At 59.4% G+C, this 12,564-nt stretch carries 10 protein-coding genes; 3 read left to right on the top strand and 7 right to left on the bottom strand.

What is annotated here, in order from left to right:
• Positions 1 to 60 precede the first annotated feature (60 nt).
• Positions 61 to 837 carry a 5'/3'-nucleotidase SurE gene (gene surE / locus ACQZ5M_RS08530; protein ID WP_449079470.1) on the top strand — a complete coding sequence of 259 codons (777 nt, stop codon included), beginning with the start codon at positions 61 to 63 and terminating at the stop codon, positions 835 to 837.
• A complete protein-coding gene (locus tag ACQZ5M_RS08525; RefSeq protein ID WP_296098357.1) occupies positions 834 to 1,487 on the top strand; it encodes a protein-L-isoaspartate(D-aspartate) O-methyltransferase in 654 nt (217 codons plus the stop codon). The genes surE and ACQZ5M_RS08525 overlap by 4 nt, the downstream gene beginning before the upstream one ends.
• A gap of 162 nt (positions 1,488 to 1,649) precedes the next feature.
• Here ACQZ5M_RS08525 and ACQZ5M_RS08520 read toward each other — a convergent pair whose 3' ends face one another.
• From ACQZ5M_RS08520 to ACQZ5M_RS08490, 7 genes are all read right to left on the bottom strand, one after another.
• The gene (locus ACQZ5M_RS08520) at positions 1,650 to 3,302 is read right to left on the bottom strand and encodes an OFA family MFS transporter (protein WP_449079469.1); all 1,653 of its coding nucleotides are present in this window, start codon (positions 3,300 to 3,302) and stop codon (positions 1,650 to 1,652) included.
• 173 nt (positions 3,303 to 3,475) lie between these two features.
• A complete protein-coding gene (locus ACQZ5M_RS08515; protein WP_449079468.1) occupies positions 3,476 to 3,820 on the bottom strand; it encodes a formate dehydrogenase subunit delta in 345 nt (114 codons plus the stop codon).
• Positions 3,810 to 4,634, bottom strand: coding sequence for a formate dehydrogenase accessory sulfurtransferase FdhD (fdhD, locus tag ACQZ5M_RS08510; RefSeq protein ID WP_449079467.1), 825 nt, complete (start codon positions 4,632 to 4,634; stop codon positions 3,810 to 3,812). Before fdhD ends, ACQZ5M_RS08515 begins: the two co-directional genes overlap by 11 nt.
• A gap of 8 nt (positions 4,635 to 4,642) precedes the next feature.
• Positions 4,643 to 7,525: a formate dehydrogenase subunit alpha gene (fdhF, locus tag ACQZ5M_RS08505; protein WP_296021946.1), complete on the bottom strand. Its 2,883-nt coding sequence runs from the start codon at positions 7,523 to 7,525 to the stop codon at positions 4,643 to 4,645.
• 4 nt (positions 7,526 to 7,529) lie between these two features.
• The gene (locus ACQZ5M_RS08500; protein WP_449079466.1) at positions 7,530 to 9,086 is read right to left on the bottom strand and encodes a formate dehydrogenase beta subunit; all 1,557 of its coding nucleotides are present in this window, start codon (positions 9,084 to 9,086) and stop codon (positions 7,530 to 7,532) included.
• Entirely contained in the window at positions 9,083 to 9,562 is a 480-nt protein-coding gene (locus tag ACQZ5M_RS08495; protein WP_449079465.1) for a formate dehydrogenase subunit gamma, read from the bottom strand. Before ACQZ5M_RS08495 ends, ACQZ5M_RS08500 begins: the two co-directional genes overlap by 4 nt.
• Before the next feature lie 136 nt (positions 9,563 to 9,698).
• The gene (locus ACQZ5M_RS08490) at positions 9,699 to 10,634 is read right to left on the bottom strand and encodes a LysR family transcriptional regulator (RefSeq protein WP_296021953.1); all 936 of its coding nucleotides are present in this window, start codon (positions 10,632 to 10,634) and stop codon (positions 9,699 to 9,701) included.
• 324 nt (positions 10,635 to 10,958) lie between these two features.
• Between ACQZ5M_RS08490 and ACQZ5M_RS08485 the strand changes: the two genes are divergently transcribed.
• Positions 10,959 to 12,557: a peptidoglycan DD-metalloendopeptidase family protein gene (locus tag ACQZ5M_RS08485; protein WP_449079464.1), complete on the top strand. Its 1,599-nt coding sequence runs from the start codon at positions 10,959 to 10,961 to the stop codon at positions 12,555 to 12,557.
• Positions 12,558 to 12,564: the final 7 nt, after the last annotated feature.

Here is a 12,564-nt window from a genome sequence, read left to right as displayed (position 1 = left end):
TCCGGTTGCGCGGTTGCGGGCGCGGTGGTGGCACGGGACGAAGCGATGAGGGAGAAGATCATGCGGATTTTACTGACGAATGATGATGGCATCCACGCGGAGGGTCTGGCCGCGCTGGAGCGCATCGCCCGCACGCTGTCTGACGATGTGTGGATCGTTGCGCCGGAAACCGATCAGAGCGGTCTTGCCCATTCCCTGACGCTCTCCGAGCCGCTTCGCTTGCGCAAGATATCGGACAAGCATTACGCGGTACGCGGCACGCCGACCGATTGCGTTATCATGGGCATCCGTGAAGTTCTTCCCGGTAAGCCAGATCTGGTTCTCTCCGGTGTCAATTCCGGCGCCAATATGGCCGACGACGTGACCTATTCGGGAACGATCGCGGGTGCGATCGAAGGCACGCTTCAGGGTGTCCGCTCTTTCGCGCTGAGCCAAGCCTACGCCTATACGGGTACAGCCGAGCGGGTCGTTCCCTGGGAGGTTGCCGAATCCTACGCGCCGGATCTCATTCGCAAGTTGAGCCAGGTCGATCTACCGGATGGTACCTTTCTCAATCTCAACTTCCCAAACTGCGGACCCGAAGACGTCCAAGGTGTCAGCGTAACGGGACAAGGCAAGCTCGACTTTGGCTTGATGGTGGAAGAGCGCCAGGATGGCCGCGGTCTACCCTATTACTGGCTGCGTTTCGGCGAACGCCTCGGTACCTTCATGGAGGGCACCGATATCCATGCCGTCAAGCACAACAAGATTTCGGTAACACCCCTCAAGCTTGACCTTACCGACTACTCGGTCAAGGATCGGATCGCCAAGGCACTTGGATTCGGAGCAAACGATTGAAATCGCCCATGGTGGAGAAAGAAGGCTTCGCTGCGCTTGTCCTCAGACTGCGGGCCGCGGGCATTTCCGACCTCGATCTTCTGACGGCGGTCGAGCAGACGCCACGCTCTCTCTTCGTTCCGGCGCCTCTCGCCGCAGACGCCTATTGCAGCCGCACAATCCCCATCGACTGCGGAGCCTTCATGGAAGGCGCCGATATGGCGGTGAAGATCATCGCCCGGCTCCAGGTGAAGCCCGGCCAGCGTGTGCTTGAAATCGGCACGGGTAGCGGCTTCATGACCGCGGTCCTTGGGCGACGTGCGGAACGTGTACTCTCCGTGGAGCGATACAAAACGCTGGTTCAAGCGGCACAGAATCGGATGGACGATCTCAGCATCCGCAATGTGGTCATCCGTCAGGCCGATGGTTCGAACGGTCTTGTGGGTGAGGGAACCTTTGACCGCATCGTTTCCACCGCCGCCTTTTCCGCCATGCCGCGCTTCTTCACTGAGCAGATCGTGTCCGGCGGTATGATGATTGCCCCGATCATACTTGAAGATGGGCGCTGCGTGATGACCCGCTTTTCAAAGACCGGCAGTCGCTTCGAGCGCGAAGAGCTTTTTGAAACACCCTTCCTGCCAATCGAATCCCACATCGCAACCTATCTTTAGAGCCTGTCGCGTCGGACTGTGCAGCGGTTTTGTGGTCACGTCATGCTATAAAGACATATGAGCGAAGCTCAAGATCGCGACACGCCTAGATCACTTCAGAGTGGCTAAAAAAAGAGCCGGCTTACACCGGCTCCCGATGATCTTTGACCTGTCTTGCTGCACTTACCCGAAGAGCGCGAAGCTGCTCTTCAGGGTAACCCATACACCCCACAGGAGCGGGAGGCCGACTGCGGCCCAGGCGAGAGCCGCCTTACCATCGAAACCGCCTTTGCCGATGCCGAAGGAGCCTGTCGGGCCGGCATTGGCCGCCGCGGTCTTTGCCTGAAGCGAGGCAACTTCCTCGTCTGACATGAACCACTTGTCGGAGAGTGGCTTGACGAAGGCGTTGGCGATGAGGCCGAGCGCCAGCATGCCGGCTAGGATGTACATCGTGCTAGTATAGAGAGCCGGGCCCGGTGCGACACCAGCGGCGATTTGTGCCTCACGGATGTAGTTGACCACGACAGGACCAACGATACCAGCCGTTGCCCAAGCCGTCAGGAGGCGACCATGGATGGCGCCGACAAACTGTGTGCCGAAGATATCCGCGAGATAGGCCGGGATGGTGGCGAAACCACCGCCATACATGGACAGGATGATGCCGAAGGCAAGGACGAAGAGAGCCTTAGAGCCCATCAGCGCAAGCGTCGGTGCAAGCGCATAAAGCACGATGCCAAGAATGAAGAAGCAGAAGTAAGTGTTCTTTCTGCCGATCTTGTCTGACATCGAGGCCCAGAAGAAGCGGCCGCCAATGTTGAAGAGCGATAAAAGCCCGGTGAAGCCTGCTGCGATCGCCGCAATCTGTGCCTTTTGCGCTGCATCGAGGTCTGAGAAGGCGACACCTGGCGCTCCGATGAGAGAACCGGCGAAGATTTCCTGCAGCATGGGAGAAGCCATGCCAATCACGCCAATGCCAGCAGAGACGTTGAGGCAAAGAACCGCCCAGATCAGCCAGAACTGCTTGGTTTTGTGGGCGTCACGCAGATGCACGTGGCGCGTGGTGATCATCGCGCTTTTGGAAGCAGGGGGCGTCCAGCCTTCCGGGCGCCAGCCAGCGGGTGGGATGCGGTATCCAAAAGCACCGGCCATCATGAAGACGAAGTAGATCAGCGCCATGACGACGAACGTCTGCCAGACGCCAACGGTCGTATCGGTCTTGAAATGGCCCATCAGCAGGTTGGCGAGTGGAGCGCCGATCATCGCGCCGCCGCCAAATCCCATGATGGCCATGCCCGTCGCCATGCCGCGCCTGTCCGGGAACCACTTGATCAGCGTCGATACGGGCGAAATATAGCCAAGCCCGAGGCCCACGCCACCGATGACACCTGCACCGAGCCACATCAACCACAACTGATGGGTCATGACACCGATCGCCGCGACGAGAATACCGCCGCACCAGCAGCACGCGGAAACGAAGCCGGCTTTGCGCGGGCCGACACGCTCCAGCCAACCGCCCCAGATGGCCGCAGAGCAGCCCAAGAGAACGAAGAACAGAGTGTAAATCCACCCAAGATCTGCCACGCGCCAGTTACAGGCAGTCGTGAAGAGGGCACCGATCAGCGTCAAGTTCGAGCAGCTCGGATCTGTGGCGGGAAGAGCCTTCGACAAAGGGAGCCAGAATACGCTGAAGCCGTAGGCCATACCGATGCACAGGTGAATGGCCAGTGCGGCGGGCGGAACCAGCCAACGATTGAATCCGGGTTTGGCGATGATTCGCTCTCGATCGAGAAGACCGGTCCCCGCCATGCCTCCTCCGCTTACGCCTGTAACTGCCATCGACAATACCTCCCTCTTGGAATGTCAGGACTACTCTAATGATGGTCGCTCAAATGCAATGAGCGACAATCAATGAATTGAAAATCTGTGAGAAATCGGAGAGCCGGTGGTCTCCATTTGTTTTTCAACGGCATCGTGACAGTAGGTGGACCCGGTGACGATGCCCTTCACTCTCATGCTCCAGTTGGTGGAATGCTGGGCTCCGACAGCGACTCTCCCGCCACTACTCCCTTTCCGCCCGGCGCGCCCTTTGCAGCATCTGAACCAAGTCCGACTGCCTGCGACGTCGGATCTTCCGGACGCTTGATCTGTTTGGCTGCGGTCAAAACCAGCGGCAGAAATCCTTCGTGGCTGCCATCGATCATCTCGAAGAAACGCCGCCGCATGCGCGGCTCCCAGAATTTGTTGATATGAGTGGCGACACCGTCCACCTGCACGTCCTGTGGCTGCGAGAGGAAGAAGGTGGCAATCTGGTTCGCCATACGAACGAGTTTTTCATCTGTGTGACTAAGCGACATGACTGGTCTCCCCCGATGCCAGACGATCGGGTCTGGTAAACACTTCAAATTCATCGCCGCGTGCAATGCCAATGAGGCTGATCCCGGATTCGTCTGCTGTCTCAATGGCGAGCGCCGTCGGCGCCGAAATCGCGACCAGAACAGGGCAGCCGAGGAGAGCCGTTTTCTGAACCATCTCCACGGAAAGACGACTTGTAACCACTACAATCCCTTCGAGTGGAGACAGCCCCGATCGAAGGATCGCGCCAGACAGCTTGTCCAGAGCATTGTGCCGCCCGACATCCTCACGAATGGCGACAATGCCGCTTTCCGGTCGGTAAAAACCCGCGCCGTGGACGGCGCGAGTCTCGCGATTGAGGCTCTGCCCGTCTGCCAGCATGCGGATGGCCTCGCTGACCTGTCGCGGCTGCCAGCGCGATGCTGGGTCGTTTACCGTTCTGACAGAGCGGGTTGCCTGGTCGATCGACTCAATGCCGCACAAGCCACAGCCGACTGGTCCCGCCATACGCCTACGGCGCGCTACAAGCGCATCGGCAGTCGCGTCCCGCAACGTGATCTGCACGTCGATCCCGCGCCCCGCCTCGACTAGCTCCACCTCCAGAATATCCTGCGCCGTGGTTATGATCTCTTCGGCCAGCGAGAAGCCATATGCGAAGTCGACAAGATCCGCAGGCGTTGCCATCATCACGGCGTGCGTGGAGCCGCCGTAGGAAAAAGCGATCGGCACTTCTTCCGGAACGATGCGGTGACCCGCCTCGATCCGTCCCTGCCGGAAGCGCCACTCTTCGATCGTTCTGCTGGGGGTTCGCTGCATCCCCCGTCCTACTCCGCAGCGTCCAGTTTCGCAACGATACGGCGGGACTGGCGGGACAGCTCTTCATATTCCTCCTGCCATTGCGTCGGACCGTTAGAGGGCGAGACCTGGACCGCCGTTACCTTGTATTCCGGACAGTTGGTTGCCCAGTCGGAGAAGTCGGTGGTGATGACATTAGCCTGAGTGTCGGGGTGATGGAACGTCGTATAGACCACACCCGGCGACACACGATCGGTGATCAGCGCGCGCAGCGTCGTATCGCCCGACCGGCTTGCAAGCTTGATCCAGTCACCATCGTTGATGCCGCGCTGCTCCGCATCGTGCGGGTGGATTTCCAGCCGGTCTTCTTCGTGCCAGACGACGTTCTCGGTCCGCCGTGTCTGCGCACCGACATTGTACTGCGACAGGATGCGGCCCGTTGTCAGCAGCAGCGGGAAGCGTGGCCCCGTGCGCTCGTCGGTCGCCACATATTCCGTGCGGATGAACTTGCCTTTACCGCGCACGAAGCCATCGATGTGCATGATGGGCGAGCCGAGCGGGAATTTTTCGTTGCAAGGCCACTGAACGGAGCCGTGCTTCTCCAGATAATCGTAGGAAACGCTCGCAAAGCTTGGCGTCGTCGCCGCGATTTCATCCATGATCTGAGACGGATGAGTATAATTCCAGTCCAGCCCCATCGCCTGCGCGAGTTTCTGCGTCACTTCCCAGTCCGAATAGCCGTTCTTCGGGCTCATGACCTTGCGCACGCGGTTGATGCGGCGTTCGGCATTGGTGAAGGTGCCGTCTTTTTCAAGGAACGTCGATCCCGGCAGGAAGACATGCGCGTAGTTGGCGGTTTCGTTCAGAAACAGATCATGCACCACAACGCATTCCATGGCAGCCAGTCCCGCGGATACGTGCTTGGTATCCGGGTCCGACTGGAGGATGTCTTCGCCCTGCACATAGAGGCCCTTGAAGGTGCCTTCGACAGCGGCATCCAGCATGTTTGGAATACGCAGACCGGGTTCGTTATTGAGTGTGACACCCCATAGTTTCTCGAAGATTTCGCGCGTCGCGTCATCAGAAATGTGCCGATAGCCCGGCAGCTCATGCGGGAAGGAGCCCATATCGCACGAACCTTGGACGTTGTTTTGACCGCGTAGCGGGTTCACGCCAACGCCCGGACGACCGATGTTGCCGGTCGCCATTGCAAGGTTTGCAATCGCCATGACAGTGGTGGAGCCTTGGCTGTGCTCGGTTACGCCCAGGCCGTAATAGATTGCGCCGTTGCCGCCGCGCGCATAAAGCCGTGCGGCGCCGCGCAGGTCCGCCGCCGGAACGCCGGTGAACTTTTCGGTCTCTTCCGGGCTGTGCTCCTCTTCCGACACAAAGGCTGCCCAGTCCTCGAATTCAGACCAGTCGCAGCGTTCGCGAATGAAGGATTCGTCGAAAAGCCCTTCGGTAATGATGACATGCGCAAGCGACGTCAGCACCGCAACGTTCGTGCCGGGCTTGAGGGGAAGGTGGAAGGCAGCTTCCACATGCGGCGTGCGCACAAGGTCGATGCGGCGTGGATCGATGACGATCAGCTTGGCGCCCTGGCGCAACCGCTTCTTCAGCCGAGAGCCGAATACCGGGTGTCCATCCGTGGGGTTCGCGCCGATGACGAGCACCACGTCGGAATGCTCGACGCTGTCGAAATTCTGCGTGCCAGCAGAGGTGCCAAAGGCCTGACCGAGGCCGTAACCGGTTGGCGAATGGCAGACGCGGGCACAGGTATCGACGTTGTTGTTGCCGAAGCCAGCGCGGATCAGCTTCTGAACCAGATAAGTTTCTTCATTGGTGCAGCGAGAAGAGGTGATGCCGCCAATCGATTCCTTGCCATACTGGTTTTGGATCCGACGGAATTCGGATGCGACATGCGCATACGCCTCTTCCCAGGTGACTTCGCGCCAGGGATCGGAGATTTTCTCGCGGATCATGGGATTAAGGATGCGATCCTTATGGCTGGCGTAACCATAGGCAAATCGACCCTTGACGCAGGAATGGCCACGGTTTGCCTGGCCATCCTTCCACGGCACCATGCGGACGAGCTCTTCGCCGCGCATTTCTGCCTTGAAGGAGCAGCCGACGCCACAATAGGCGCAGGTGGTGACCACGGAATGTTCCGGCTGACCGATGGCGATCACCGACTTTTCGGTTAGTGTCGCGGTCGGACAGGCCTGCACGCAGGCACCGCAAGACACGCAGTCGGAATCGAGGAAGGCTTCATGCGCGCCGGCAGAAACGCGGCTGTCGAAGCCGCGGCCCTCAATGGTCAGCGCGAAGGTTCCCTGCACGTCTTCGCAGGCGCGAACGCACCGCGAGCAGACGATACATTTCGACGGATCGTAGGTGAAGTAGGGGTTCGACTCGTCCTTCGGCATCCATTGCGCGTTGATCGCGCCATCGGTCGAACGGGCCTTGACGTGGTTGTCGCCCTCATAGCCGTAGCGCACATCGCGAAGGCCGACAGCACCTGCCATATCCTGCAATTCGCAATCGCCATTGGCAGCGCAGGTGAGACAGTCCAGCGGGTGGTCGGAGATGTAAAGCTCCATCACTCCCTTGCGGATCTGCTTCAGCCGCTCCGTCTGCGTGTGGACGACGAGGCCTGGCGCAACCGGCGTGGTGCAGGAGGCGGGGGTGCCGTTTCGACCCTCCACCTCGATCAGACAGAGACGGCAGGAGCCGAAAGCATCCACCATATCTGTGGCGCAGAGTTTGGGCACCTGAATGCCTGCTTCCATGGAAGCGCGCATGATGGAGGTGCCAGCGGGCACAGTAATGTCTCGGCCATCGATGGTGAGCGTCACCATGTCGGTGGATTTGGAAGCCGGTGTGCCGTAGTCGATTTCTGGAACGAGGGTCATGGTATCACTCCGCCGCTTCAACAAGTGGGGTGGGTGCGAAATCCTCCGGGAAGTGCGTCATCGCACTCATCACCGGATATGGGGTGAAGCCGCCCAGCGCACAAAGCGAGCCGAACTTCATGGTGTTGCAGAGATCCGCCAGAAGCTGGCGGTTCTTTTCGGGCTCGATCCCTCGCGCGATCTTATCGGCCGTTTCGACACCGCGTGTCGAGCCTATGCGACAAGGCGTGCATTTCCCGCAACTCTCGACCGCGCAGAATTCCATCGCGAACCGCGCTTGGTTGAGCATGTCGACACTTTCGTCGAAAACGACGATCCCCGCGTGCCCGATCAGGCCGCCAGCGGCGGTGAAGGCCTCGTAGTCAAAGACCGTGTCGAAAAGCGATGGCGGAAAATAAGCCCCGAGCGGGCCGCCCACCTGGACTGCCTTGACCGGACGACCGGAGAGAGTTCCGCCACCGATATCGTTGACGAGCTGGCCGAGCGTCATGCCAAAGGCGGTTTCGTAGAGGCCGCCATGTTTCAGGTTTCCGGCAAGCTGGATCGGGATTGTGCCATGAGACCGGCCAACGCCGTAATCGCGGTAGAACTGTGCACCGCGATCCATGATCACCGGAATGGACGCCAGCGACATGACGTTGTTGACGACGGTGGGTTTGCCGAACAGTCCTTGAAGCGCAGGCAGCGGCGGCTTGGCACGGACGATGCCGCGCTTTCCTTCCAGACTGTTCAGAAGCGAGGTTTCCTCGCCGCAGACATAGGCACCCGCACCCATGCGAACTTCAAGGTCGAACGCATAGGTCGAGCCCATCACGCAAGCGCCGAGAATACCGGCATTACGGGCGATGCGGATCGCCTCTTCCATGGCAGCGATTGCATGCGGATATTCCGAGCGCGTGTAGATATAGCCTTTGGTGGCACCCACCGCGATACCGGCGATCACCATGCCCTCGATGAGAACGAAGGGATCGCCTTCCATAATCATCCGGTCGGCGAAGGTGCCGCTATCGCCCTCATCCGCGTTGCAGACGATGTATTTTTGATCGGCAGCGGCGTCCGCGACCGTTTTCCATTTGATGCCTGTCGGAAAGCCAGCGCCACCGCGTCCGCGCAAACCGCTGTCAGTGACCTGCCGGACGATATCCGCAGGCGCCATCGCAACGGCCTTTTCCAGTCCCTGAAGGCCGCCATGCTGGCGATAATCATCCAGAGACAAAGGATCGGTGATGCCGCAACGGGCGAAGGTCAGCCTCGTCTGGCTTTTCAGAAAGGGCATTTCTTCTGTGAGGCCGTGGCAAAGTGCATGCGCACCTCCCGCCAGGAAGCCCGCTTCGAACAGAGAAGGAACGTCGGATGCCTTGATTGGCCCATAGGCCACGCGGCCCTGGTCGGTCTCCACCTCGACAAGTACTTCCAGCCAGAGCATGCCGCGTGAGCCATTACGCACGACGCGGATCGAAGTGCCACGGGAGGCTGCTTCACGCTCGATGGCTGCTGCGACCTTGTCGGCGCCGACGGCGAGAGCCGCTGCATCGCGGGGAACGAAAACGGTGATGGTCATTTGCTCACCTCCGCCACGATGTCGTCCAGACAGTGTTCGTCCAATCGCCCATGAAGTTCTCCATCCAGCATGGCTGCGGGAGCAGAGGCGCAGAGCCCTAAACAGAAGACCGGTTCCAGCGTGACCGAGCCGTCAGGTGCAGTCTCATGCCAGTCGAGGCCGAGCTTTGCCTTCGCCCGTTCGGCTAGCCGATCGCCGCCCATGGACTGACAGGCTTCGGCGCGACAGAGCTTCAAGCTGTGACGTCCTGCCGGTTGATCGCGGAAATCGTGGTAGAAGGTAACGACGCCATGGACCTCGGCGCGCGACAAGTTCAGCGCGGAAGCGATCAACTGCTTGGCGCTTTCTGGAATATAGCCGAACTCCGCCTGCACATGATGCAGGATAGGCAGCATGGGCCCTTCCAAGTGACGACAGTGATCGATGATCTCTGATATCCGGCTTGCCTCAGTGGTGGCAACCGCTCGAATGTTCATGGTCAGTCCTCCCAAACCGACGCAAGATTGGCGAAACCTCAAATTCTGCCAACCCACGCTTTCGGTAAACGACGACCGAAAGCAAATGCGCAAGCCGTTAAATTGGCTCTTGTCAAAGATGACGAAATTGACTGGATCAGGTCAATAACGCCTTCGCGTCGATCGATAGAAAATTTCTATCAAAGGCGGATGCCGCAGCGCGCGACCTTGCTTCGTGCAGGAGCGCTGAGACAAGGGGGGTGTGTGGTTCCCGATGGGTCGCGACGAGGCCCACCAGGTGCTCCGCATCCGGCTCGGAAATCGGAATCATTCTGATTTGTTCAGGAAAGCCGAATGATTCCGCTACGTTACGTGGCATGATCGAGGCCCATTTGCCTGTTCGTATGTGAGAAAAGAGGACGATCATTGAATTGGATTCGAGCGTTGGCTTCACCGGAGCGCCGGCTTCCGCCATGTGCTGATTGATAATGCGGCGGTTCTGCATGTCAGAGGTCAATAGGCAAAGCCGAAGGTCCGATACCTCTTTCCAGGTCACGACTTCGCGATCCGCCAAGGGTGTGCCAGCAGCGGTGATCAGGTGATAGCGTTCTGAATAGAGAGGAACCGTCGTCACGCGACCGAGTGGCTCATTATCGAGATAGGTGATTCCCGCATCTATATCGAGATTTTCAAGCTGGCTGAGAACCTGCAAGGAGGTACGGGACGTTACCGAGAAGGTGACGTCGGGATGCCGCGCTTGAAAAGGTTCCGTCAACCTCGGCACCATGGCCAGCGCGGTAGGGATGACGGCAATCCTAATATGTCCAGCAAGACCTTTTCTTGCTGCGCGCATTTCTTCACGCATGGTGCGTGTATCGCCAACGATCCTTCGCGCCCACTCGAGAACGCGCTGGCCCTCCGGTGTCAGGCCTTGGTAGCGCGACCCGCGTACGACGAGAACGACGCCAAGATGATCCTCAAGCTGTCGGATCGCTGCTGAAAGCGTCGGCTGCGAAATCCCGCATTCTTCCGCGGCCCGTCCGAAGTGCCCGGCTCGGGCAAGCGCGATGAAAAATTCCAGCTTGTCGATCATGATCGCTCCTCCTTCAACCGCGCTGCGGGGATTTGGCGTGGACGATGGCCCGTCGTCAACTGGCGATGGGTGGAGGAACCCGCCTTGTCGTCACCGGTATCATTGGCGGAAGCAAGGCCGTGTTTTTGATGCGCCCATTCCGTCATGGTTATCGAAATGTCAAAAAATATGCGAAGTGCTTAACGTTTTAACGGCGTGGTAACACTAACGCGCTTTAATCATCTCCATCGACGCATGGTTTTTCCGTTTCGGAAGAGGGGCCTTGCAGAGTTTGTTGAGCCGGATCGATTCCGATGCGGCGTTTGCGTCAGTGTAGATCGAGTCATGCGTATGAGTCATTCGCCTAAAATCGGAAAATCAATCGCAAAGATGTTCGCAGCGGCATTGCTGGCAAGCGTCGCAACGGGTTGCAGCTCGGATGCGACACGCTTCTCCGGACTCTTTTCCAGCAACAATACGGACCAGATGACGACCGCGTCCATTCCCCAGCGAAACGGTGCCGGTGCCTATGGCCAAGCCCCCGTTCCACAGGGCGATATGAATGGCGGTGGTTATGCAACCGCACCGCAGGGCGGTTATGGAAGCCAGAACGCAGCCACCAATCAGCCCTATCCGGCTGCCAATGGCGGTTACGGTTCGGTTCAGCCATCGGTGGCCCGCGCAGCATCGTCCGCCGCGCCGGTTCAGCGCGCTGAGCTTTCAGCCCCATCTTCAGCAGCAGGCCGTGATCCGGCCACGAGAACCGAAGCCATGGCGCAGCCATTGCCATCTGCGACCGCAAACCGTGCGCCATCCATGGCATCGGCACGCGTACCGGCCAATAATGGCGCCGACACGCTTTCGACAGGAACCGTCAAGCGCGATAGCAACGGCTGGCATACCGAGGGAGCATCTTCCGTCACGCTCAACTCCGGTGAAACCATCGCCACGCTTTCCAGACGCTATGGCGTTCCGGAAAAGGCGCTACTCGACGCAAACGGTCTTAAGACGGCATCGGCCGCACGTCCCGGTCAGTCGATTGTCATTCCACGCTTCGGTCAGCCACGCAACGCTGCGCGCGCTGCGTCCGACAACATTGATCTGAGCAAGAACAACGCACCGGCTCCGGCTCGTGGTCCTGAGCAGAATGTTGCGGTTCTGCCGGCGCAGACGGCGGCGCGCGACAAGGCTTCGGCTGAAAGCGGCAAGCTGACACCTCCAGGCGGCAAGGGACTGCCGCCAACCGGTGGCTATAAGGTCAAGCCGGGCGACAGCATTGCCAAGATTGCCCGCGAAAACGGCGTCTCCGTTGCCGATCTGAAGGCTGCCAACAACATGGCAGACGGCAATATCCGCATCGGTCAGACACTGACGATTCCAGCTGCCGGAACGGATGGCATCAAAACCGCTTCGGTCAAGCCACATGAAACTGCGCCTGCAGCGGTTGCAAAGGCTGTCGAAACGCCAGTTGCCAAGACAGAAGCGCCAAAGGCGCCGGCTGCCGAAGCAAGTGTCAGCGATGTCGAGAAGAAGTCCGATGTCGCTTCGATTGCACCGGAGTCTACAGGCATTGGCAAGTACCGCTGGCCGGTTCGCGGTGCCGTCATCTCCGGCTTCGGCGAAAATGTCGATGGCAATCGCAATGACGGCATCAACATCTCCGTGCCTGAAGGTACGCCGATCAAGGCTGCCGAAAACGGTGTGGTCATCTATGCCGGCAACGGACTGAAGCAGCTCGGCAACACGGTTCTGGTTCGCCACGACGACGGCAAGGTGACGGTGTACGGCAACGCCGCAAACCTCGACGTTCAGCGCGGCCAGAAGGTCCAGCGTGGCCAGACCATCGCGACGTCGGGCATGACTGGCAGCGCCAAGCGTCCACAGGTTCACTTCGAAGTCCGCAAGGATGCGACGCCGGTGAACCCGTCCTCTTTCCTTGAATAGTGTAATG

The organism is Rhizobium sp. 22-785-1 (genome assembly GCF_053521965.1).
This window is presented reverse-complemented; position numbering and strand designations above follow the sequence as displayed.